Annotated in this window: 16 protein-coding genes; 3 read left to right on the top strand and 13 right to left on the bottom strand. The window is 68.8% G+C overall.

Translation table 11 applies throughout. The features are described 5' to 3' along the window. Positions 1–7 precede the first annotated feature (7 nt). From HMPREF2883_RS03890 to arc, 5 genes are all read right to left on the bottom strand, one after another. Positions 8–643, bottom strand: a complete 636-nt coding sequence (locus tag HMPREF2883_RS03890) for an ECF transporter S component (RefSeq protein WP_070659065.1) — start codon at positions 641–643, stop codon at positions 8–10. A gap of 406 nt (positions 644–1,049) precedes the next feature. Then, positions 1,050–2,594 (bottom strand): proteasome accessory factor PafA2 family protein, encoded by a 1,545-nt coding sequence (locus tag HMPREF2883_RS03885; RefSeq protein ID WP_070659064.1) that lies wholly within the window; start codon positions 2,592–2,594, stop codon positions 1,050–1,052. After that, positions 2,591–2,779 carry a ubiquitin-like protein Pup gene (locus tag HMPREF2883_RS03880; RefSeq protein WP_003786115.1) on the bottom strand — a complete coding sequence of 63 codons (189 nt, stop codon included), beginning with the start codon at positions 2,777–2,779 and terminating at the stop codon, positions 2,591–2,593. Before HMPREF2883_RS03880 ends, HMPREF2883_RS03885 begins: the two co-directional genes overlap by 4 nt. Beyond that, positions 2,776–4,551: a proteasome accessory factor PafA2 family protein gene (locus HMPREF2883_RS03875; protein WP_070659063.1), complete on the bottom strand. Its 1,776-nt coding sequence runs from the start codon at positions 4,549–4,551 to the stop codon at positions 2,776–2,778. The genes HMPREF2883_RS03880 and HMPREF2883_RS03875 overlap by 4 nt, the downstream gene beginning before the upstream one ends. A 5-nt stretch (positions 4,552–4,556) precedes the next feature. Next, positions 4,557–6,206, bottom strand: coding sequence for a proteasome ATPase (arc, locus tag HMPREF2883_RS03870; RefSeq protein ID WP_070659062.1), 1,650 nt, complete (start codon positions 6,204–6,206; stop codon positions 4,557–4,559). 192 nt (positions 6,207–6,398) lie between these two features. Between arc and valS the strand changes: the two genes are divergently transcribed. Continuing rightward, a complete protein-coding gene (gene valS, locus HMPREF2883_RS03865) occupies positions 6,399–9,215 on the top strand; it encodes a valine--tRNA ligase (RefSeq protein WP_070659061.1) in 2,817 nt (938 codons plus the stop codon). A 66-nt stretch (positions 9,216–9,281) separates the two neighbouring features. On the opposite strand, the gene HMPREF2883_RS03860 is transcribed toward valS, so the two are convergent. The 6 genes from HMPREF2883_RS03860 to HMPREF2883_RS03835 form a co-directional block, all read right to left on the bottom strand. After that, positions 9,282–10,202: a hypothetical protein gene (locus tag HMPREF2883_RS03860; RefSeq protein WP_070659060.1), complete on the bottom strand. Its 921-nt coding sequence runs from the start codon at positions 10,200–10,202 to the stop codon at positions 9,282–9,284. A 79-nt stretch (positions 10,203–10,281) separates the two neighbouring features. After that, the gene (locus HMPREF2883_RS03855) at positions 10,282–11,295 is read right to left on the bottom strand and encodes a LacI family DNA-binding transcriptional regulator (RefSeq protein WP_070659059.1); all 1,014 of its coding nucleotides are present in this window, start codon (positions 11,293–11,295) and stop codon (positions 10,282–10,284) included. After that, complete coding sequence (locus tag HMPREF2883_RS03850) at positions 11,276–13,060, bottom strand: glycoside hydrolase family 13 protein (protein ID WP_070659058.1); 1,785 nt, start codon at positions 13,058–13,060, stop codon at positions 11,276–11,278. Before HMPREF2883_RS03850 ends, HMPREF2883_RS03855 begins: the two co-directional genes overlap by 20 nt. A 187-nt stretch (positions 13,061–13,247) precedes the next feature. Further along, on the bottom strand, positions 13,248–14,111 hold the full coding sequence (locus HMPREF2883_RS03845) for a carbohydrate ABC transporter permease (RefSeq protein WP_070659057.1): 864 nt from the start codon (positions 14,109–14,111) through the stop codon (positions 13,248–13,250). After that, positions 14,108–15,145 carry a carbohydrate ABC transporter permease gene (locus tag HMPREF2883_RS03840; protein ID WP_070659056.1) on the bottom strand — a complete coding sequence of 346 codons (1,038 nt, stop codon included), beginning with the start codon at positions 15,143–15,145 and terminating at the stop codon, positions 14,108–14,110. The genes HMPREF2883_RS03845 and HMPREF2883_RS03840 overlap by 4 nt, the downstream gene beginning before the upstream one ends. Positions 15,146–15,250: 105 nt before the next feature. Beyond that, positions 15,251–16,543, bottom strand: a complete 1,293-nt coding sequence (locus HMPREF2883_RS03835; RefSeq protein ID WP_070659055.1) for an ABC transporter substrate-binding protein — start codon at positions 16,541–16,543, stop codon at positions 15,251–15,253. 372 nt (positions 16,544–16,915) lie between these two features. Between HMPREF2883_RS03835 and HMPREF2883_RS03830 the strand changes: the two genes are divergently transcribed. Further along, complete coding sequence (locus HMPREF2883_RS03830; RefSeq protein ID WP_256277313.1) at positions 16,916–18,745, top strand: AMP-dependent synthetase/ligase; 1,830 nt, start codon at positions 16,916–16,918, stop codon at positions 18,743–18,745. Positions 18,746–18,792: 47 nt separating this feature from the next. Next, entirely contained in the window at positions 18,793–20,694 is a 1,902-nt protein-coding gene (locus tag HMPREF2883_RS03825) for an AMP-dependent synthetase/ligase (RefSeq protein WP_070659053.1), read from the top strand. Positions 20,695–21,076: 382 nt separating this feature from the next. On the opposite strand, the gene HMPREF2883_RS03820 is transcribed toward HMPREF2883_RS03825, so the two are convergent. Together HMPREF2883_RS03820 and clpX are read right to left on the bottom strand one after the other, a co-directional pair. Further along, positions 21,077–21,403: a chorismate mutase gene (locus HMPREF2883_RS03820; protein ID WP_070659052.1), complete on the bottom strand. Its 327-nt coding sequence runs from the start codon at positions 21,401–21,403 to the stop codon at positions 21,077–21,079. Beyond that, complete coding sequence (gene clpX / locus HMPREF2883_RS03815; protein WP_070659092.1) at positions 21,400–22,701, bottom strand: ATP-dependent Clp protease ATP-binding subunit ClpX; 1,302 nt, start codon at positions 22,699–22,701, stop codon at positions 21,400–21,402. Before clpX ends, HMPREF2883_RS03820 begins: the two co-directional genes overlap by 4 nt. Positions 22,702–22,811 lie beyond the last annotated feature (110 nt).

The raw sequence follows: 22,811 nt of genomic DNA, 5'->3' as shown, positions 1-22,811 counted from the left end.
CACTGTCTCAGGCACGGCTGGTCGTGCGGTGATCGATGCCGACGCCGGCGCGGTTGAGCAGTCGGGTCAGGACAATGGTGAGGCCGCCGCCGACCAGGGCCGAGACCACGGCGATGACGACGCCGGCGCTCGCCGAGGCCATGCCCGCTGCGGCGCTTATGACGGAGACGTACATGATGCCGTTGAGCAGGCCGAAGGTTGCCGCCGAGATGAGAAAGGACCACCAGGTCCACTTCCGGTAGAGCAGGATGGCCAGGGGCACCTCGACGAAGGCCCCGCCGATGAGGTTGCCGACGATGGCCGCGGGGCCGACCGGGGTGGTGAAGACGGACATGATGCCCATGAGAAGAGCCGCAATCATGACGGCGCCGGGGCGCCGCACAACGGTTGCGGGCAGCAGGTACGGCACGAGCCACAGCCCCATGATCGCGCAGCCCAGGAGCACGGCATCCCGGGAGGCTCCCGCCGCCGGAGCCAGGTAGTTCAGCGGAACCAGGAGGATCATGGAGACGACCGCCAGCGCGGCGATCATCATGAGGTTGCGGGTTCCCAGGGCGGAGTCGGCCAGACCTGAGCGCGATGAGGTGTGAACCGAGGGCCTGTCCTGCTCGGTGGCGGCCGGCGTGCGATTGGTGGTGCTCATGCTTTCTCCTTGCGTGTTCTCACGGGTCACGGTGACCGCTCCGACGTCGTGCCGCAGCCCCGGGGCAGGCCGCGTCGGGCGCGCCGGCGTGATGACCGCACATCTACTCCACCCCCAGCCTGTTTTGCAAATCATTATCATTATTGACTTGCTCAGAGAAATACCCGACCCGAGTTGCGCGATCAACATGTCGAACGAGCCGCTCCAGGGGCGTCACCCCGAGAAGCGACTCGCCCCACTAGCTTTGGTGAGGCATACCTAAGTGTCTACTCCTTCTTGGCAGTTCACGCAAGGGTCGACCTGGCCCCGGGCCGTGAGGGAACACCCGGCCCCAGCCTTTGAAAGGACGGGAGAAACCGGTAGCGGACAGCACTGAAGGGCGACGGGGCCCAGGCTCTCAGGAGTCTCAGCCCGGCGCACCCAGGCCGCCGCGGCCCACGAGGTCGATGCGGTGCATCTCCTCGGGGCGCAGTCCCAGCACCCGCTGAGTCAGGGACTCGGCGGCCTCGTGGCTCGTCTCCAGCGGATCCGGCAGATCCACTGGAGCAGTGGGCGGCGAGTCCAGTCGCAAGCTCTCCCAGGAGACGGAGAAGTCAGCGCCCACCTCCAGGCAGGCCGCCACGAAGGCCCCCCGCAGGGCGGCGCGTGTGGCCGGGGGCGTCTGGCGGGCACGCTCGATCTCCTCCGGATCGCACAGGTTCACCATGGCCCCCTGGGCGACCAGGCGCGGAACCAGTCCGGTCTCGGCGTTGAGGTCGTGGTAGGCCAGGTCCACCCGCGAGCGCAGGGTCTCCAGGGACTGGCCGCTCAGCTGGGGGTGGCGCTCACGCTGGGCGCGCATGAGACGTCGCTTGATGGCCCAGTCGATCTCGGTGTCGATGGCACTGTCGTCGTGGTGGCGCAGCGCGGAGATGACGCGTGGCGCCAAGTCGGCGAGCAGATGCTCGGCACCGCGCAGGAAGTCCGGCACTCCGGCGTCGTCCAGGTAGGAGGTCAGTCGCTCCAGGAAGGCCTCCTGGATATCGACGGCGCTCAAGCACCGGCCCTGGACGGTGGTGGCGGGCACGTCCCCCCAGGGGCTCTCCCCCAGCGCCGATAGCGTGGCCAAGGGGTCGGCCAGGGTCAGGTCGCTGAAGTCCCATCCCACCTCGAGGGCGTCCAGGAGCAACAGGGTCACAGCGCCGCGCAGGCCCGTTGTCGGCTCGGCCATGGTGGTGTCGGCGCAGGTGACATGCAGGCGGCGCAGGCGGCTCGCGTCGGCGTGGGGCTCGTCGCGGGTGTTGACCAGGGCGCGCTGCCCGGTGGTGTCGGCCGAGGTCAGGGCCTGCAGGTGGGGGGCGCGCGGTGACAGACCCCAGGCGGCCTCCTCCCCCGCACCGCGGCTGCCGTCGTTCGGCTCCGTCGGGCCGCCTGCCAGTGGGCGCCCGGAGCCGACCAGGACGGGACGCGTGGACAGGAAGGAGGTGAGGACCGCCATGGTGGTCTCACTGCTGGCGGCCGATGCGTCGTCGGGGGCGTCGAGCAGGCTGCGGGGCACGGAGTAGCTCTCGTGGCAGCCGTAGGTGTGGCCGGCCGAATCGGTGTTGTTGGCCAGGAGGTGGAAGCGGACCGCGGCCCCCTCCTGGGCGAGGCTCTCGGCGGCGCGCTGCGCCATGGCGGCCAGGATCGCCCGGCCGGCCTGGTCCTGGGCAACGAGGTCGCGCACACTCACGCACTCCGCGGTGGCGTACTCGGGGTGGACTCCGATGTCGAGGTAGAGGCGCCCGCCGTTGGGCAGGAAGAGGTTGGTGCTGCGGTAGCCGACCGGCCGGTGACGGAAGATGAGCGCCGCCGCCCGCTCGACGTCCGGCAGGTCCGCCTTCCTCTCCTCCGGCGGCCCCGCGGGGGCGCACAGGAGGCCGAACTCGGTCTCCAGTCCGGTGACGCGCGGCCCCGGGACGCTGGTGCTCACTGGCCGCCCTTCTGGACGAAGCCGCGCACGAACTCCTGGGCGTCAACGGCCAGGACGTCGTCGATCATGTCCAGCACCGAGTCCAGGCCCTGGCCCCGGGCAGGGCCTGCGGGGGCGGGGGTCGGGTCGTCGTCGGGGGCGGGGTCGTCCTGGCGGCTGCGGGACGGCTGGGCGAACTCACTCATGTCTGCTCTCCTGACAGGGTGGCGGATGTGGTCACTGCTTCGGTGGCTCGCCCCGGGTCGCCGGGGCGCTCACCCGTGAGGCGCGAGAGGACCTCGACGACGTCGGCGGCGTCCTTGAGGGCCGGCGCCGTGGCGGTGCAGGTGAAGGCCAGGGTGTCGGTCAGGGGCAGGCGGCGCTGGGCCCTCTCACCGGTTTCCAGGACCATGGAGTGCCAACCGGCGGCGACCACCTGCCCGGGGAAGTCGCTCACGAGCCTACCTCTCAGCCAGGCCCGGGTCGTGGTGGGCGGCTCGGCGAGGGCCGCCTCCACCACCTCGTCACTGAACCCGCCGCGCGCGTCGACGCCGGCGGGAACCCGCTCGGCCAGGCCTCTCCCACCTGGGGAGAGCTCGGACCAGGCCAGGTCGACGGCGTGGAGGACGTCGTGTCCGCCGGTGCCGGGATGGCGGCGGGCGGTGGCGTCCAGGAGCTGCTTCTTGGCGACCCACTCCAGGTGCCCGGCCGCTCCTTGCGACTCCCCCGGCTCGTGGCCGCCGGCGCCCTGGGCCTGCAGCTCGCGCAGTGAGGCCAGTGAGGCCTCCCAGAAGGCGAGGATCGCTCCGGTCTCGGCGCCGTCGGTGTCGGCGCCGTCGGCCAGCGCGGCCAGGTCTGGGCGCAGGGGGTCGCCTGGTGGTGCCGGCGCGGGGCGGCCGCGGTCCTTCAGGTGGCTGCGCACCGTCTGTAGGTAGTGCTCCAGGATCTCCAGGGCGCTCAGGCGCCGCCCGTCGGCCAGCTCCAGCGTGTCTTGAAGGCGGGTGTCGCGGGAGACGTCCCGGGCCTGGGTCACGGGGTCGGCCAGGCGCAGGTGGCGCCAGGCGGTGGGAACGCCGTCGGCCAGCACCTGGAGGACGAGGGCGGTCATGCCGAGCTTGAGCCAGGCGATGGTGCCGAAGCAGTTGGCGTCGCCTGCCACGAGGTGGAGACGGCGCCAGCGCTGGGGGTCGGTGTGGGGCTCGTCGCGGGTGTTGACCAGGGGGCGGTCCACGGTGGTGCCCAGGCCGACGATCCTCTCCAGGTAGTCGGCCCGCTGGCTGATCTGGAAGTCGGCGCCCTGGGCGACGGCGCCGGTGCCGACCCGGCCCGAGCCCACCAGAAGCGGGCGGACCACGAGCAGGGGGACCAGGGCCTGGACGAGGTCGTTGAAGTCGAGGGCGCGGGGCACGAGGTAGTTCTCGTGGGTGCCGTAGGTGGCGCCCTTGCCGTCGACGTTGTTCTTGAACAGGCGCGCCTTCACGCCGCGCCGGCGCAGCTGCTCGGCGCCCCTGGCCACCAGGAGGTCCCCCGCCCGGTCAGCCAGGACGGCCTGGGCGGCACCGGTGCACTCGGGGGTGGCGTACTCGGGGTGGCCGTGGTCCACGTAAAGGCGCCCGCCGGTGCCCACGCAGGTCGCGGTGCCGCGCTGCCAGGCCTCCTCCTGGGCGGTCAGGCGCACGACGGCGGTGGTGCGTACCCGTCCGGGGACGGGGGCCTCGACGGAGGCGGCTCCGGGGATGTCGGTGAGCATGGAGGGGTCGGCCGCTGCGCGGTCCATCTCAAAGCCGCGGGCGTCACGCAGGGGGTACTCCCCGGAGTAGTCCCAGCGCACGCCTCGACTGCGCCCCGCCTCACCCTCGGCGTCCAGGCAGGCGGCCACGACGTCCTCGGGCTCGGCCCCGAGGATGCCGTACTCGGTCTCCAGACCCAGGACCGTGACCTCACGGCCGGGGACCCACTGGGTACTCTCCGGCGCCACGGCTCTCACTCCTCGCGCGAGCGCTGGAGCACGCTCATGGAGACCACGGGGGTGCCGCGCCGCCCGCTGACGCGGGCCCAGTCGTCAGGGTGGACGGTGGCGGGCAGGCCCTCGTTCTCCATGATCTCCTCGATGACGGCGCGGCGCAGGTGCTCTGACGTCAGGCCGCGCCTGCCGTTGGTGACCAGGTCCTTGACGGCCGCCTTCTTGGCTCGGTCGACGATGTTGGCGAGCATGGCGCCGCTGACGAGGTCGGCGACGTGGAGGATCTCGGCCTGCCCGTCGAAGCGGGTGAGCTCGACCATCTCGGTGGCACGGCGGCGGGTGTAGAGGGCCTCGATCACTTGCTCGATGAGAGCGTCCACCGCCCCCTGCGCGTCGCCGTGAGCGGCCAGGAGCTCCTCGCTGATGGGCAGGTCGGGGGTCAGGTAGGTCGCCAGGATCTCGGCGGCGCCGCGCCGGTCCGGCCGCCCGATGCGGATCTTGACGTCCAGGCGGCCCGGCCGCAGGATCGCCGGGTCGATCATGTCCTCACGGTTGGTGGCGCCAATGACCACGACGTTGTCGAGCTCGTCGACGCCGTCGATCTCGGCGAGCATCTGCGGGACCACGGTGGTCTCCACGTCCGAGGAGCGCCCAGACCCGCGGGTGCGGAACAGGGAGTCCATCTCGTCGAAGAAGACGACGACGGGCACCCCGGTGGCCGCCTTCTCCCGGGCGCGGGCGAAGATGACACGGATGCGCCGCTCGGTCTCCCCCACGTACTTGTCCAGCAGCTGGGGGCCCTTGATGTTGAGGAAGTAGGCCTCGCCACGCCCGCCGGCCCCCAGAGAGGCGGCGACGGCCTTGGCGATGAGGGTCTTGCCGCATCCGGGCGGACCGTAGAGCAGCACTCCGCGCGGTGGGGTGAGCCGGTGCTCGCGGTAGAGGTCGGGGTGGAGGAAGGGCAGCTCGACGGCGTCGCGGATGAGCTCGATCTGCTCGCCCAGTCCCCCGATGTCGCCGTATCCGACGTCGGGCACCTCCTCCAGGACGAGCTCCTCGACCTCGGAGCGCACCACGGGTCGTAGCGCCATGCGCACGGCCAGGTCGGCCACGAGGGCGTCACCGACCCGGGGGCGGTGGTCGCTCAGGGTCTCCGAGAGGCTGAGGACCTGCTCCTCGTCGTGGCGGGCCAGGACCAGGACGGTGCCGTCGTCGTAGGTCTCCTTGACGGTGACAACCTCCCCGAAGCGCGGCGAGGGGCAGGTGGCGGTGATGACGAGGTGCTCGTTGAGGACGACGTCGTCGCCCGGGTGGAGGGAGGAGGACACGACGGCGGGTCCCACACCCACCCGGTGGCGCCTCCCGGCGATGGAGACGTCGGCGGTGCGCGCGGTGGCGTCCACGGCCAGGACGGTGGCGTGCGCCAGGGGCGGGAGCTGAAGGGCCTTGACGTCCTCGTGGAGGGCCGCCAGCTCCTGGCGCGCGGCCCTGAGGGCATTGGCCAGGTGGGTGTTCTTGCGGCTGAGGACGCCGGCGTGCTCGCTGAGCTCCCGCAGGCGGTCGGTGACGTCCCCTCCGGCCTGGCTGCCTCCCTGCGCTGACGGGTCCCGGGAGACGCCCGACGACGTCTGTGCGGCTGGGTACTTGTGCTCCACCGGCTCCTCATCCATGCGCGTCCTCCTCGACCGCGGCCCGGGGCCGCTGCGGGCCCGCTCGATCCGTATTGGTACAAGCGTACCAATCAGCGCCCGTTTCGTAACCCGGATCCATATCTATGAGGCAGCTGGGGCGGCGCCGACGCCCACCGACCTCACACCTGGCCGTGTCGAGGGTCCGGGCCGCACCGTGACAGAATCGACCCCATGTCTGAGACCCCCACGAGCCACACCGCTCCCCCGTCATCGTCCAGCCGCCTGCTGCCCTCCGAGCCCCACAGCCCGCGAGTGCCGGCCAAGGTGTCGACCGACGGCCTGGAGACCACCTGGGGCGAGCGCTGGGAGTCCGAGGGGACCTACGCCTTCGACCGCAGCGCCGAGCGCGCCGAGGTCTTCTCCATCGACACTCCGCCGCCGACGGTCTCCGGCTCCCTGCACGTGGGGCACGTCTTCTCCTACACCCACACCGACACCGTGGCTCGCTTCCAGCGCATGCGCGGTAAGGCGGTGTTCTACCCCATGGGCTGGGACGACAACGGCCTGCCCACTGAGCGTCGCGTCCAGAACTACTTCGGGGTGCGCTGCGACCCCTCGCTGCCCTATGACCCGGACTTCACTCCTCCGCACACCGGCGGGGAGGGTAAGTCGATCAAGGCCCGCGACCAGGTGCCGGTCTCGCGTCGCAACTTCGTCGAGCTGTGCGAGCGCCTCACGGTGGAGGACGAGAAGCAGTTCGAGGCCCTGTGGCGTAGGCTCGGCCTGAGCGTGGACTGGTCGCACACCTATCAGACCATCGGCGAGCGGGCCCGCAAGGTCGCCCAGACCGCCTTCCTGCACAACCTTGAGCGCGGGGAGGCCTACCAGGCGGCGGCGCCGGGTCTGTGGGACGTCACCTTCCAGACGGCGGTGGCCCAGGCAGAGCTGGAGTCCCGCGAGTACCCCGGCTTCTACCACCGCCTGGCCTTCCACATCGTGGATGAGGCGGCCGCTGTCAAGGCCGAGGCCGCCGGCGCCCCGGTGGAGGGCGGCGTCGACGTGTGCATCGAGACCACCCGCCCCGAGCTGCTGCCGGCCTGCGTGGCTCTGGTGGCCCACCCCGACGACGAGCGCTACCAGCCCCTGTTCGGCACCACCGTGTCCTCCCCCGTCTTCGGCGTCGAGGTGCCGGTCCTGCCGCACCCGGCCGCGGAGAAGGACAAGGGCGCCGGCATCGCCATGTGCTGCACCTTCGGTGACACCACGGACATCGACTGGTGGCGCGACCTGCAGCTGCCGCTGCGCGCGATCCTGCGCAAGGACGGGCGCATCGAGACCGAGACCCCCGAGTGGATCACCTCCGAGGCCGGCCGTGAGATGTACGAGGCCATGGCCGGCAAGACCACCTTCTCGGCCCGTGAGGTCCTCGTTGCCCGCCTGGCCCAGACCGGTGAGATGCGCGGTGAGCCCGTCAAGACGGTGCGTCAGACGAACTTCTTCGAGAAGGGTGACAAGCCCCTGGAGATCGTCACCTCCCGCCAGTGGTACATCCGCAACGGCGGCAAGGAGTGGACGAACCCGGCCTCTGGTACCGACCTGCGCGAGGAGCTGCTCGAGCGCGGCCGCCAGCTGGAGTTCCACCCCGACTTCATGCGCGTGCGCTACGAGAACTGGGTGCGTGGCCTCAACAACGACTGGCTGGTCTCGCGTCAGCGCTTCTTCGGCGTCCCCTTCCCGCTGTGGTACAAGGTCGGGGCTGATGGCGAGGTCGACTACGACGCGATCCTGACGCCGGCCGAGTCCGAGCTGCCCGTGGACCCCTCCTCCGACGTCCCAGCCGGCTACACCGAGGACCAGCGCGGCAAGCCCGGTGGTTTCGTCGGTGAGCTCGACATCATGGACACCTGGGCCACCTCCTCCCTCTCACCCCAGCTGGCCTCAGGCTGGCTGAGCGACGAGGACCTCTTCGGCCGGGTCTACCCGATGGACCTGCGCCCGCAGGGGCAGGACATCATCCGCACCTGGCTGTTCACCACGGTGGTGCGCGCGGACCTGGAGTTCGCGGCCCTGCCGTGGACGAATGCCGGCCTGTCGGGCTGGATCCTGGACTCCGACCACAAGAAGATGTCCAAGTCGAAGGGCAATGTCGTCACTCCCATGGGCCTGCTGGAGCAGTACGGCTCCGACGCCGTGCGTTACTGGGCCAGCTCGGCCCGTCTGGGCCTGGACGCGGCCTTCGAGGAGACCCAGATCAAGATCGGCCGGCGCCTGGCCATCAAGGTCCTCAACGCCTCCAAGTTCGCCCTGTCCATGGGGATCCCTTGGGATGCCGACGAGGCCGCCGTGGCCGCGGCCCCCGCCCCCTGCCTGGACGCCTCGGTGGTCAGTGAGCCGATCGACCGCGCGGTCCTGGCGGCTCTGGCCAACGTCGTCGACGCCGCCACGGAGGCTTTCGAGGACTTCGGTCACGCCCGGGCTCTGGAAGTCACCGAGTCCTTCTTCTGGACCTTCTGCGATGACTACATCGAGCTGGTCAAGGACCGGGCCAATGACTTCGACGGCTCTCACGACGCCGCTGCTGTCCGCTCGGCGCGGGCGACGCTGGCGATCGCGGTGGACACCTTCGTGCGCCTGCTGGCCCCCTTCCTGCCGTTCGCCACCGAGGAGGTGTGGAGCTGGTACCGCACCGGCTCGGTGCACCGGGCCGCCTGGCCGCAGTCCGATGGTCTGCGGGAGGCCTCCGCCGGGGCCGACGCCGAGCTGGTGGCCCGCGCCGGGGCCGCTCTGGCGGCGCTGCGCAAGGTGAAGTCGGAGGCCAAGACGAGCCAGAAGACACCGATCCTCTCGGTGGCGCTGGCCGTTGCCGCCGACCGGCCCGAGTACGCCGAGGCCATCGAGGTGGTGCGTGCGGACCTGACCGAGGCCGCCAAGGTCACCGGCCCCTTCACCGTGGAGCAGGCCGCCCCGGCAGCCGACTCAGCCGAAGGCGCCTTCCCGGTGACCGTGACCGCCGCCGAGCTCGGCCAGGCCCCGGCCAAGAAGAAGTGAGCCGCGAGCACCCGGTCCTGTGACGAACGGTGGCGCGCCCCCTCGGGCGGCGCCACCGTCGTCGTTCTAGGGCCTGCCGGGCAGGTTCACGCGGTCGGTTCTCTGCCGGAGGCTCAGGAGGATCCGGTACTCGATGAGGACGATGACCACGGCGGCCAGCAGGGCCGCAAGCACGTCGATGCGGCTGTGAGTCACGCAGTCGCGGCTGAGGAAGGGAATGAGTCGGGAGTCAAGCGAGGTCAGGCGCTCCCCGAGGCAGCTCATCGTGTCCCCGAGGTCATCCCGAGTGCTGGCGCTGCCGACCGTGTAGCCCCAGGCGACCCCGATCGTCAGTGCGAAGGTGCCGCCGAATGGTAGCCAGGAGAAGCCACGGGGCAGGTGGGCTCGATTCCGCCGGGACAGCACCACCGCGACGACGGCGATGGAGGCGAACACGATGCTCACTCCCAGCCCCATGAGGTCGGCGCGGTGCCGGATGCTCATGGGAGGACTGGGCCGCGCCGGATCAACGACCTCGTCGCTCGCCACCGAGTACCCGCGGTCGTCGTTGCCAGTGAGGACGAGACTGTGGCGGTTCGTCTCCACGCTGGTCGTGCTGGAAACGTCTGCGTAGGTCTTGGAGGTGGAGACCTCGGCTATCACATGAACATTGCCGTCACCCTGGTAGGTGGGCCTGATGCGCTTGACCTCGCTCGTCGCGGAGGTCACCGGGATACCGTCCTGGGTCAGCTGTTTGCGCGCATCTCGGATCATCAGCTCGGCCTGCATAGGTGGGGCGGCTCCGGTGGAGGCCTCGGGATTAGTCCATTCGGCGTCCAGCAGCGCTTGATGCTTCTTGACCGCGGCCAGGACGAGGTCGGAGTCGGGTTCGTCCCGTGCTGCCTCCTGGATCCTGGGAACCAGCCACGGGACAGCGGCGAGAGCCGCCACGGCCAGGATCAGCAGGCCGATGAGAGTGTTGATTATGCGGGTTCTACTCAGCGTCATGCCCTCTCCTTCAACGTCTCACATTCATCATCGAGTCTGGCAGACATTGCAGCAATCCGGGCGCTTTCACGTCCGCTCCTCAGCTCCGGCAGAGCGCCGTGGAGCCGCGGTCAGTGAGGACGGCGGGCATGAGCCCACGGTGCTGGGACGGGTCCGGTTCTCCTCTGAGGCGCCTCAGCAGGAGCGAGCCCGCCTCGGCCCCCATGGTCTCACGGTTGACGCTGAGCTCGCTGAAGGCTTCCCCCCGGCGGACGCTGTCCTGCGTGATCCCGAGGGTGAGCACGGACAGGTCGGCGGGAACGGACAGGCCGTGGGCCTGCGCCGCGCAGGCAAGTCCCACCACGGCGGCGGGGTTGTTGGACAGGACTGCGCTGCACCCCTCGATGAGGCCGCCGGATCGCACGATGTCGGCGCCGGCCAGCGCCGCCTCCGGGACCTGGCGCACCAGGATCTCCACCCCCAGCTTCTGCGCGGCGCGCAGGAGCTCGTGGGTGTGGTCCTGGCGGGCGTGAGCGTCGTCGGAGGCGGTCTCCCGCATGAGTGCGATGATGCGGCGGTGCCCGAGCCCGGTCAGGTGCTCGACGCCGGCGTGCGCCATCTGAGCGAAGTCCGCGTCGATGCCGGGCGCCCCGCCGGCGCGATCGGAGGAGCCGATGAGGACGGTGGGGACCTTCTCCTCCAGCAGCATCGCCTCGCGCTCATCGCCGTCGGCCACATCCATGAGAACCACCCCGCCCAGGGCGCCGGAGCGCACGAGCGAGCGCAGCTCGATCAGCGGCGTCGAAGAGGTCATGACCGGGATGACGACCTGGATTCCGCTGAGCGCCAGTGCGCGGCGCACCCCATCGACGTAGTCCAGGTCATTGGCGTCAATGGTGGAGCGCTGGCGCCGGAACAGGACCCCCACGGTGCGCAGCACCGGCGAGGCCAGTGAGCGGGCTGCGGTGTTGGGGTGGTAGTCGAGCTCGCGCACGGCCCGCATGACCCGCTCCCGGGTGCTCGAGCGCGTCGAGCGCTGGCCGCTCAGGACGTAGGTGACGGTCGAGGGCGACACCCCCGCCGCCCGGGCCACGTCAGCGCGGGTCGCCGCCATCGGTTCCTCCGGCGAAAAGATCCAGCCAGCAGGCACCGTTGGGTGGTACGACGACGGCGTCGGCGGCATCCACGGTATCCGCCGAATCCGCCCCGTCCACCTCGCTTCGGTGCCAGGAGGTGATGAGGGTTCTGCCGGCTGCCTTGATCGCCACCGGCTGCTCGGTGGTGTTGAGGACGATCCCTGTGGTGCCGTTGCGTAGGAGCAGGATCCCGGGTTCACTGTCCAGCCACTCCACCGAGCCGCGCCCCAGTCGGAGCTCGCGGCGCAGGGCGATGGCCCGCCGGTACAGGCTGAGGGTGGAGCCCTCGCGCTCCTCCTGGACCTGAGGCGAGTACTCGCCCCACCCCTCGGGTTGGGGCAGCCAGGTGAGGCCGGTGGCGTTGTAGCCGTAGGAGGCTCCGTCCCGCGTCCAGGGCAGGGGGACCCGGCAGCCGTCGCGCCCTGGTACGAGATGGTCGGTGCGCTCCCACAGGGGGTCCTGGCGGGCCTCGTCCTCCATGGTGGTGTGCTCGGGCAGTCCCAGCTCCTCGCCCTGGTAGAGGTAAGCGCTGCCGGGCAGGCCCAGCATGAATAGGGTGGCGGCCCGCGCCCGGGCCAGGCCGAGCTCGGCGTTGGGCTGGGGATCCTTGGGGCCGATCCCGGGGTTGGTGTCCATGTCGGCGGGGTAGGCCAGGCGGGAGGCGTGGCGCACGACGTCGTGGTTGGACAGCACCCAGGTGGCTGGCGCCCCGACGGCGCCGTACTCGCTCAGGGAGACGTCGATGACGCGGCGCAGCGCGTCGGCGTCCCACCCGGCGCCCAGGAAGGGGAAGTTGAAGGCCTGGCTCATCTCGTCGGCGCGCACGTACTGGGCGACATCGGCCTCCGTGGGCACCCAGGCCTCGGCGACCAGGAGGATGTCCTCGCCGACCTCGTCCAGGACACGGTGCCACTCGCGGTAGATGTCGTGGACCCCGGGCTGGTTGAAGGCCGGCCCAACGTCGGGCAGCTTCTCGCGGGCGGCGGCAGCGTCCTCGCCTTCTACGGCGACGACATTCCACCTGTCCGGACCGAGATCGTCGTCGGGCAGCCCCTCGGCCTTGACCAGCCCGTGGGCGACGTCGACGCGGAACCCGTCGATGCCGCGCTCCACCCAGAAGCGCAGGAAGGTGTGAAAGTGCTCGTGAACGTCCTCGTTGGACCAGTTGAAGTCGGGTTGCTCGGCTGCGAACAGGTGAAGGTAGTACCAGTCCTGGTCCTCGCTGCGGCCGGTAAGCGGCTCGACCGGCTGCCAGGCGGGTCCGCCGAAGAGCGAGCCCCAGTTGTTCGGGGCGCCGTCGGTGCTGTGCCGAAAGATATAGCGGTCGCGCTCGGGCGAACCGGGCCCGGCCTCCAGAGCGGCGCGGAACCACTTGTGCTGGTCGGAGGAGTGGTTGGGGACCAGGTCGATGATGACGCGGATGCCGGCCTCGTGGAGGTCGGCGATGAGGGCATCGAGGTCCTGCAGGGAACCGTACTCGGGGGCCAGGTCGAAGTAGTCCGAGACGTCGTAGCCGGCGTCGACCTGGGGCGAGGGGTAGAAGGGCGAGAGCCACACGGCATCCACGCCGAGTGCCACCAGGTGGTCGATGTGCTCCCGGATCCCCTGAATATCGCCGATGCCGTCACCGTTGGCATCGGCGAAGGAGCGGGGGTAGATCTGGTAGATGACGGCATCGCGCCACCAGGCTTCGGTGTCGGTACGCGATACGAGGCCCTGCGGGCGGGCACTGGTCAAGGTCATGGACGGGTCCTATGTCAGGCCGCTGCGCTGCGGCCAGGTGAATGAAGACGAGGGATGAGAGAGGGGGTCGGAGGCAACCAGCGTCGCCCCGAACGATCCCTGTGGGGCGGTGCGGTGGTGCCGCCCCACAGAGACGAACGGGTGATGGGCGGGCTCTCCAGGGAGCCGGGCCCGGGCTTGCGTCTGTCTACTGCTTGAGTCCTCCTGCGGCCAGTCCGGCCACGATCCGCCGCTGGAAGAGCAGCACCATGATGACCAGCGGCAGCGTCATGATGACACCGGCCGCCATCTGGGAGCCGAAGGGCGTGTTGAACTGGGAGTCCCCGGTGAACTTCGACAGCAGCACCGTGGCCGGCTGCATCGAGGGGTTGATGATCATCGTGACGGCCACGAGGAACTCGTTCCAGGCGCCGATGAAGATGATGATGGCGGTAGTGAAGATTCCCGGCGCGGCCAGCGGGAGGATGACCTTGCGGAAGGCCTGGCCGGGGGTGCATCCGTCGACCATGGCGGACTGCTCGAGCTCCTGGGGCATCTGCCGGAAGAAGCTCGTCAGGTTCCACACCGCCAGTGGCAGTGAGAAGGACAGGTCCGGGACGATCATCGCCTGGTAGGTGTCCGTCCAGCCCCAGGCGGCGAAGTTCTTCAGCAGGGGCACGATGATGGCCACGAGTGGGAACATCGAGGTGGCGATGATGAGGAGCATTAGCAGGCCCTTGCCCCGGAAGTCGAGGCGCGCCAGGGCGTAGGCGGTGAAGGTCGCCACTGCCAGCGCCACGACCGTCACGACGATCGAGACGACCAGGGAGTTGATGAGGCCGTTGGCGAAGTCGTTCTTCTCGGAGAAGACCGCCTTGTAGTTCTCGAAGGAGGGGTGGCGGGGCCACCAGCTGTTCTCGAAGATCTCACTGTCGGGGCGCAGTGAGGAGACCAGCATCCAGTAGAAAGGCGCCAGGCAGTAGATGACGATGAGGACGATTCCGACGGTGGAGAAGTGGCTTCCCCAGTCCCTCTTGGTTTTGCGGACAGGTGCGGCGGTGGAGGTGCTCATGCCTGCTGGCTCCTTTCAGTAGCCGTCTGGGAGGCCGGGGTGGAGGAGCCGGAGCGCTTGAAGAAGGCGCTGACCGGCAGCTTGCGCTCATTGCGCTTGCGTCTGGCCTCGTCGTTACCACTGATGTCGGTGTTGGTGATCTTCAAGAACGCGACGGCGAAGACGAAGACGTAGAGGAACAGGATGAGGGCGTAGGCCGCGGCACTGCCGTAGCGGGAGTTGGAACTCTCGTCCTGGACCAGCATGGAGAGGGTCTCCACGCTGCCCTTCCTGGGGCCAATGAGGATGTAGGGCAGGTCGAACATGCGCAGGGCGTCCAGGGCCCGGAAGACCACGGCCACGACGAGCGCGGGCTTGACCAGCGGCAGGGTGATGGAGGTGAAGCGCTTCCAGGCGCTGGCGCCGTCGATCTTGGCGGCCTCGTAGACCTCATCGGGAATGAGCTGGAGCCCAGCCAGGGTAAGCAGCCCGATGTAGGGCGCCGTCTTCCACACGTCGGCGATAATGATGGCCGCCTTGGCGCTCAGGTCCCCTGAGGCCCACATGACGTGCCGGCCCAAAATGGCGTTGGCGACACCGTTCTGGTTGAAGATCCAGCCCCACAGGATGGCGGAGACCGCGGTGGGGATCGCCCAGGGCACGAGGATCGAGGCGCGCACGATGCCGCGTCCCTTCATCGCCTTGTGCATGATGAGCGCCATGGCAACACCCAGGATGGTCTCCAGGACTACGGTGACCACGCCGAAGAGGGTCGTGTTGTAGAAGGCCACCCAGAACCTCTCCCCGGCGCTGGAGAAGATGTCGGTGTAGTTCTTCAGACCCACGAAGGGCTCAGTGGTGGAGAAGAAGCCGTTGTCCTCCAGGCGGGGCCGCCCGAAGAGCGACTGGTAGAGAGACTGGGCGATGGGGATGAGGATGACGATCGTCAGTACCAGCACCGTGGGCGAGATGAGCAGCCAGGCCAGACGGGCCTGGGCCTTGGAGCTCTTGGACTGGCGATTGACGACTTGTTCGGAGTGCGTCGTTGTACTCATGACTGTCCTTTGACCGTCCTTTTGACTGTCCTTGCTGACTGTCCTAGATGACATGACCGGGTTCACGAGAGGCTCCGCCGCAAGGCGGTCACCGTATCGAGGCTCTTAGCCCTCCAGCTTCTTCAGGCCGCTGCTCAGGCCGGCGATAACGTCCTTGGCTGCCCTGCTCCCCGGCTGCTGGATCGCGGGATAGATGCTGTCCTGGATCTTGGCGGTGACGTCGCCGTAGTAGACGGCCTGAGGACGGCTCTTGGCGTTCTTAAGACTCTGCTTGAGAATCGGCAGGTAGGGGAAGTCCTTGAGAAGCTCGGGGTCGTCGTAGAGGGATCCGAGGATCGGGGCGAGCGTCTGGGTCTTAAGCTGATAACGCTGGGAGTCCTCATTGATCCACCACTTGACGAACTTCAAGGCAGTGGCCTTGTTCTTCGACCCCTTGGTGATGGCGCAGTTGTGCCCACCCAGGGTCGGCACGAATGACTTGCCATCGATGCTCGGCAGGGCGGCGACGTCGAACTTGTCCGTCCCCAGGGACTCCTTGTTATTGGCGTACTGATAGGGCCACTGACGGAGGAACAGGAGGTCGCCCGCCTCGAAGGCGTTACGCCCGTCCTCCTCCTTCCACTCCAAGGACTCCTTGGGGATGTAGTTCTTGGAGAAGCCGTCAATGAGCCACTGCAGACCGGTAACCGACTCGGCGGAGTCGACGATGACCTGAGCATCGTCGTCGTAGAAGTCGCCGCCTGCGGTGTGGATGAACTCCGAGGCGCAGCAGGTCAGGCCCTCGTACTTGGCGAACTGACCGCCGAACCCTCCGATGTTCTCGTGGCCGGGCAGGGCCCGCACCTTGTCGATGGCGGCCTTGACCTCGTCCCAGGTCTTGGGAACCGCGACGCCGGCCTTCGCCAGGAAGTCCTTGCGGTAGAACATCATCGGAGCGTCAGTGACGAAGGGGACCGCGAAGAGCTTGTCCTTGTAGAGGCCGGTCTTCCACACGGGTTCGAGGATGTCGTCGTTCTTGAGCTCGCCCTGGGGCAGCTCGACCACCCACCGGTTGGCGGCGAACTCGGAGACCCAGACGTTGTCCAGGGAGACGACGTCGTAGGCCTTGGAGTTGATTCTGGCGGCGTTGATCAGGGAGGTGCGCTGCTGATCGGCCTCGGCGGAGAGCTCGATGAGCTTGACCTCCTCGCCAGGGTGGGCCTTGTTCCACTCATCGATCCGGGCCTGCACCTTGCCGCCCGAGTTGTCCTTGCCCTGGACCCAGGTGATTGGTCCGGTGCCTTCAAAGGTGACGGGGCCGTCGTCGTCTCCGCGGGACGTGGAGCAGGCCGCCATTGAGGCCAGCGCCGCCGCCAGGGCCGAGCCCTGGATGAACTGACGACGGGGTAGGGGTGTCATGCGTGTTTCCTCCTTGAAACTGTTGCGGAGCCCACCAGCTCCGTTCCGGAAGGACCCACATTGTCGACGCGCGTCGACTAGGGCTGAGGGGCACGTTACACATATGTAACCAAGCGGTCAAACCTATCGCTCTCGTTTCCTCAGGCACCTTGAGAGGAACCTCCGAGCCGCACACTCCCCTCCCATCACCCACATCCCGTGATCTCCATGAGACCACTGCGCACCACCTGTGAAAACCTCCACAGCGTCGCTCTCCTTCTCTCACCTCAACGGTGCGCCGCCCTGACCACCGCCTGACACAATGAGGCCGTGAGCTCTCACCACTCCTCGCCCCAGGCCACCAGCACCAGGCCACCACGCTATCCCGGCCATATGACCGACGGGGTCTCCAGCACCGAGATCCCCTTCCAGCCCGAGGAGCACTGGTCGGTTCCGTGGCTGCTCGCCGACCGCATCGCCCGCAGCGGTGACCGGCCACTCGTGGCCCGCAAGTCGCCCCTGTCGGGGGAATGGCAGGAGGTCTCGGCCCGAGCCTTCGGCGAGGAGGTGGCCCACGTGGCCGCGGGTCTCATCGGCATGGGGCTCGAGGCCGGTGCCACCGTCGGCATCATGGCGCACACCTCCTACGACTGGTTCCTCCTGGACATGGCCATCGCCCGCGCGGGCCTCATATCCGTGCCCATCTACGAGACGAGCTCAGCCGAGCAGGTCGAGTGGATCGCCACCGACTCCGACGTGCGGGTGGTCATCACCGAGAGCGGCACACTGGCCGAGCTCGTACGCGGCGCCGTCGCCGGTATCGGGCACACGGTGAGGGTCCTCGCCCTGGACTCCGACGCCATCACCACCATCGTCCAGGCGGGCTCGGGCGTCAGCCCCTCCCAGGTCGACCAGCGCACCAACGCCCTCACGGTCGACGACGTCTACTCCATCATCTACACCTCCGGCACCACGGGCCGTCCCAAGGGCGTCGAGCTCACCCACCGCAACGCCGTCGGCATCCCCTATCACGGGGTGCGCTACCTGCCCGGAGTCCTGTGGGGCGACAACGTGCGCCTGCTGCTGTTCCTGCCGCTGGCCCACGTCTACGCCCGCTGCCTCCAGCTGCTGTCCCTGGCCGGCGAGGGTGTGCTGGGCCACACCCCCGACGCCAGGACCCTTCTGCCCGACCTGCAGTCCTTCGCCCCCTCCTACATCCTGGCCGTCCCGCGCGTCCTGGAGAAGATCTACAACGCCGCCGACGCCAAGGCCGGCAGCGGCGCCAAGCTCAAGCTGTTCCGTTGGGCCGCCAAGGTCGCCATCGCCTACTCCCGCGCCCTGGACACCCCTCAAGGCCCCTCCGGCAGCCTCCGTCGGGCGCACGCCGTGGCCGACCGTCTCGTCTTCCGCAAGATCCGGGGACTCATGGGCCCCAATGCCCGCTTCATCATCTCCGGCGGGGGGCCGCTGGGACAGCGTCTGGGCCACTTCTACCGCGGGCTGGGACTGGTCATCCTGGAGGGCTACGGCCTGACCGAGACCATCGGCCCGGTCAGCGTCAACACCGACTGGCTCAACAAGATCGGCACTGTCGGCCCGCCCGTCTGCGGCAACGAGATCCGCATCGGTGAGGACGACGAGATCCAGGTCCGCGGCCTGGGCGTCTTCTCCACCTACCACAACAACCCCTCGGCCACCGCCGAGGCCTTCACCGCCGACGGCTGGTTTTGCACCGGCGACATCGGCGCCCTCGATGACGACGGCTATCTGCGCATCACCGGACGCAAGAAGGAGCTCATCGTCACCGCCGGCGGCAAGAACGTCGCCCCCGCCCAGCTCGAGGACCGCCTGCGCGGCCACCCGCTCATCAGCCAGGTGCTCGTCATCGGGGACGGGGAGCCCTTCATCTCCGCGCTCATCACGCTGGACAAGGACATGCTCCCCCAGTGGCTGCGCAACCATGGGCTGCCGGCCATGGACGTGGTCGAGGCCTCCTCCCACCCGCAGGTGCTCGCCGCCCTGGACCGGGCCGTGGCGCGCACGAACCGCGCGGTCTCCCGGGCCGAGTCGATCCGCACCTTCCGGGTGCTGGCCACAGACTTCACCGAGGCCAACGGCCTGCTCACCCCGTCGCTGAAGGTCAAGCGCGGCCCGGTCATGGAGGCCCACGCCAACGTCATCGCGGACATCTACGGTTCCACCCGCAAAGGACCACAGGAGTAAACGGAGGCAAACGTCGCCGGCGGCCTCGGGCGGGCATACTTGCCACCATGACCGACGCCTCCGCCCGACCGGCCGACTCCGGCCCCTCCGCCTCGTTAGAGGAGCACGTCACCGAGCTCCTGGTCCCGGTTCACAACGGCATGACGACGCCCTGGGTGCTGGCCGAGCGTGTGCGCCGCAATCCCGACGGCGGGCTCATCGCCCGCAAGTCCCCCTTGGGGCGGCGCTGGCGGGAGATGAGCGCCAGTGCCTTCCGCACCCAGGTGCGTGAGGTGGCCGCGGGCCTGGTGGCCCGAGGACTTCAGCCCGGAGACGCCGTCGGCATCATGTCGCACACGTCGTACGAGTGGACGCTTCTGGACTTCGCCGCCTGGGAGGCGGGCCTCGTCGTCGTCCCCGTCTATGAGACCTCCTCGGCCGAGCAGGCCCAGTGGATCCTCACCGACGCCAGTGTGAAGCTCATCGTCGTGGAGAACGAGGCCATGGCCTCCATGGTCGGTGCACTGGCCTCCACCGTGCCCGAGCTGGAGAGTCTGCAGGTGATGTGCGTCGAGAGCGAGGACGTCCTGGGGCTCATCAGGGCCGGTCGAGGCGTGGACGCCGGCGAGCTCGACCGGCGCAGCGCGGCCCTGACCTCACAGTCCCTGGCCACCATCGTCTACACCTCCGGCACCACCGGCCGTCCCAAGGGCGTCGAGCTCAGCCACGGCAACCTCGTGCACCTGTGCGTCAACGTCTGCCCGCACGTGCCCGAGGTCCTAGGCGGGGCCGAGGTCCGTTTCCTGCTGTTCCTGCCCCTGGCCCACGTGCTCGGCCGGTTCATGGAGATCGCGCTCGTCTGCTCGCGCGCGGGCGTGCTGGGGCACGTGCCCGACGTGCGGAATCTCCTCAACGACCTGGGTTCCTTCCGGCCCACCGCGGTCCTGGCTGTCCCCCGCGTCTTCGAGAAGATCTACAACGCCGCGGACGCCAAGGCGACCGGTGCCAAGCAGAAGGTCTTCCGCCTGGCGGCCAAGACCGCGATCGCCTACTCACGCGCCCTGGACACCCCGCAGGGCCCGTCGCGCCGCCTCAAGGCTCAGCGCGCTGCCTTCGACAAGCTCGTCTTCTCCACCCTACGCTCCGTGCTGGGCGGGCAGGTCACCCACGTGATCTCCGGGGGCGGGCCTCTGGGCGAGCGCCTGGGGCACTTCTACCGCGGCGCCGGGGTCACCGTCCTGGAGGGCTACGGCCTGACCGAGACCATGGGGCCGTGCAGCGTCAACCTGCCCCGGGCCACCCGGATCGGGACCGTCGGCACCCCGCTGCCCGGCTGCGCGCTCCGTTTGGACGACGACGGGGAGATCCTGGTCCGGGGCATCGGCACCTTCACCGGCTACCACAACAACCCTGAGGCCACGGCCGAGGCCTTCACCGCCGACGGCTGGCTGCGCACCGGGGACATCGGCTCCTTCGAAGGCGCCGAGGGCTTCCTACGGATCACGGGGCGCAAGAAGGAGCTCATTGTCACCGCAGGTGGGAAGAACGTCGCCCCGGCCCCTCTGGAGGACCGCCTGCGTGGTCATCCGCTGGTCAGCCAGGTGCTCGTCGTCGGTGAGAACCGCCCCTGCATCGGCGCGCTCCTCACCCTGGATGCCGAGATGCTGCCGCTGTGGCTGTCCTCCCACGGGCTGGAGGAGATGACGGTCGTCGACGCCGCCCGGGACCCGCGGGTGCGCGCCGCCCTGGAGCGGGCCGTGGCCCGGGCCAATGAAGCGGTCTCACGGGCGGAGTCGATCCGTACCTTCGAGGTGCTGCCCACGGACTTCACCGTGGCCAACGGCCTGCTGACCCCCTCGCTCAAGGTGCGCCGCGCTGAGGCGGAGAGGCGTTTCTCGGCCGAGATCGAGGCTCTCTACACGCGCACGCCACTCGTCCCCAATGCCACTGTCTCGCCGTCGCAGGGCTAGAGGCTGCCGCACGATCCCGCTGCGACGTCGTCGGCCATCACTTCCGGAAGTTGATGAGTACGGAACCAGGATCGGCCGCTGTGTCCTGAGCCGGCCACGCTCCATGGCGACTCCGAAGGACTGGCTCACGAATCGGGGACTGCGTTGTCCGTCCAGAACGTACTTGTCCGGCAAACGACTGCCATCCGCCCGCAGTCAGCTGCGGGACAACGCAGTCCTCGAGCACGAAGTACGTTCCCGACCAGGGCCTGGGCCGCGTAACGGCTCCGGGCGCGCCGGCTGCTCCACAACTGCCCTCGTACTCGCCCCGGCCTCAACGGCTCATGTCGCAGGGAGTCCACCAGGAACTCACCCGAACAGCTGCGCCCGGTGGCTTCTGCGGCTATGACTGCTTGGCGCGCTCGGCCTCGTGGTCGTCGCGGATCTCCTCGTGGTGCTGGATGACCTCGGCGACGATGAAGGTGAAGAACTTCTCGGCGAAGACCGGGTCCAGGCCGGACTCCTCGGCCAGTGCCCGCAGACGCGCCACCTGCTGCCGCTCGCGCCCTGGGTCGGCCGGCGGCAGGTCCAGCCTGGCCTTGAGCAGGCCCACCTGCTGGGTGCAGCGGAAGCGCTCTGCCAGGAGATGGACGAGGGCGGCGTCGAGGTTGTCGATGGTGTCCCGGTAAACGGCCAGCTGCGGGGGAACTCCCGCCTGCCCCTCACTCATGCGGTCCGGCTCCGCTCCCCCACCTTGTTCGTCGAGCGCAGCGTGCCCGACCCGGACTGATAGCGGGGCTTCCCGGTGCCCCTGACGGCATCGGCGTCGACAACGACGCGCCCGACCTCAGGCAGGGAGGGAACCTCGAACATGGCCTGCCCCAGGACCTCCTCGACGATGGAGGTCAGCCCCCGGGCACCGGTCTTGCGCTCCAGGGCGAGAGAGGCCACCGCCTCAATGGCCGCGTCGGTCAGCTCCAGCTCGACGCCGTCAAGACTGAAGAGGTACTGGTACTGGGAAACCAGAGCGTTCTTGGGCTCGGTCATGACGCGCACGAGCTCGCGCACCCCCAGATCCTGGACCGTCGCGATGACGGGCAGACGGCCGATGAACTCAGGAATCAGGCCGAACTTGTGGAGGTCCTCGGGGCGCACCGGTGAGGTGAAGACGTCCTTCGCCCCCGTGCTGCCGGTCAGCTGCGCCCCGAAACCCACCATCTGGGCACCGGACTCCTTGCGCTGACGCTGGCGCACGATCTCCTCGATACCGGCGAAGGCGCCTGCGGCGATGAAGAGAATATTGGTGGTGTCGATCTCCAGGAACTCCTGGTGCGGGTGCTTGCGCCCACCGCCGGGAGGCACGGAGGCCGTTGTCCCCTCGATGATCTTGAGCAGTGCCTGCTGCACGCCCTCACCCGAGACGTCACGGGTGATTGAGGGGTTCTCCGCCTTACGGCCGATCTTGTCGATCTCATCGATGTAGATGATGCCCTTCTCAGCGCGCTTGACGTCGCCGTCAGCGGCCTGGATGAGCTTGAGGAGGATGTTCTCCACGTCCTCGCCGACGTATCCCGCCTCGGTCAGCGCCGTGGCGTCGACGATGGCGAAGGGGACGTCGAGGAGGCGAGCCAGGGTTCGAGCCAGGTGAGTCTTACCGGTTCCGGTGGGCCCCAGCAGGAGGATGTTGGACTTGCCCAGCTCCAGGCCGTCCCCCTCGGCCACGGAGCGCTCCTTGACCTGGACACGCTTGTAGTGGTTGTAGACCGCCACGCTCATGGCGCGCTTGGCGGCCTCCTGACCGATGACGTACTGGTTGAGGAAGTCGAAGATCTCCTGGGGCTTGGGCAGCTCAAGAGGTACGCCGGCACCGGAGTCGCTCAGCTCCTCGTCAACGATCTCGTTGCACAGCTCGATGCACTCGTCACAGATGTAGACACCGGGCCCGGCGATGAGCTTCTTGACCTGCTTCTGGCTCTTGCCGCAGAAGGAGCACTTCAGCAGATCCACACTCTCAGCGTTACGTGCCACAGTTTCCTCCAGGTTCGTCATCGGCCCCCGAGCCCGGGCGGTCCTGCGTCAGCCTACGGGCTGAGACGGCAGGTGCGCCGAGGGCATGGCGGCGTGTCCAGTCCGCAATA

Origin of the sequence: Actinomyces sp. HMSC075C01 (genome assembly GCF_001812965.1) — a bacterium.
In the GTDB taxonomy this organism is placed as follows: Bacteria; Actinomycetota; Actinomycetes; order Actinomycetales; family Actinomycetaceae; genus Actinomyces; species Actinomyces acetigenes.
The sequence above is the reverse complement of the archived record's forward strand: the minus strand, read 5'-3'. Positions and strand labels throughout refer to the sequence as shown.

What these genes read in the sequence shown, in the direction of transcription:
- HMPREF2883_RS03890 (WP_070659065.1), bottom strand. Translation starts at nt 643, where the DNA reads ATGAGCACCACCAATCGCACGCCGGCCGCCACCGAGCAGGACAGGCCC.
- HMPREF2883_RS03880 (WP_003786115.1), bottom strand. Translation starts at nt 2,779, where the DNA reads ATGAGTGAGTTCGCCCAGCCGTCCCGCAGCCGCCAGGACGACCCCGCC.
- arc (WP_070659062.1), bottom strand. Translation starts at nt 6,206, where the DNA reads ATGGATGAGGAGCCGGTGGAGCACAAGTACCCAGCCGCACAGACGTCG.
- valS (WP_070659061.1), top strand. Translation starts at nt 6,399, where the DNA reads ATGTCTGAGACCCCCACGAGCCACACCGCTCCCCCGTCATCGTCCAGC.
- HMPREF2883_RS03860 (WP_070659060.1), bottom strand. Translation starts at nt 10,202, where the DNA reads ATGACGCTGAGTAGAACCCGCATAATCAACACTCTCATCGGCCTGCTG.
- HMPREF2883_RS03855 (WP_070659059.1), bottom strand. Translation starts at nt 11,295, where the DNA reads ATGGCGGCGACCCGCGCTGACGTGGCCCGGGCGGCGGGGGTGTCGCCC.
- HMPREF2883_RS03850 (WP_070659058.1), bottom strand. Translation starts at nt 13,060, where the DNA reads ATGACCTTGACCAGTGCCCGCCCGCAGGGCCTCGTATCGCGTACCGAC.
- HMPREF2883_RS03845 (WP_070659057.1), bottom strand. Translation starts at nt 14,111, where the DNA reads ATGAGCACCTCCACCGCCGCACCTGTCCGCAAAACCAAGAGGGACTGG.
- HMPREF2883_RS03840 (WP_070659056.1), bottom strand. Translation starts at nt 15,145, where the DNA reads ATGAGTACAACGACGCACTCCGAACAAGTCGTCAATCGCCAGTCCAAG.
- HMPREF2883_RS03835 (WP_070659055.1), bottom strand. Translation starts at nt 16,543, where the DNA reads ATGACACCCCTACCCCGTCGTCAGTTCATCCAGGGCTCGGCCCTGGCG.
- HMPREF2883_RS03830 (WP_256277313.1), top strand. Translation starts at nt 16,916, where the DNA reads ATGACCGACGGGGTCTCCAGCACCGAGATCCCCTTCCAGCCCGAGGAG.
- HMPREF2883_RS03825 (WP_070659053.1), top strand. Translation starts at nt 18,793, where the DNA reads ATGACCGACGCCTCCGCCCGACCGGCCGACTCCGGCCCCTCCGCCTCG.
- HMPREF2883_RS03820 (WP_070659052.1), bottom strand. Translation starts at nt 21,403, where the DNA reads ATGAGTGAGGGGCAGGCGGGAGTTCCCCCGCAGCTGGCCGTTTACCGG.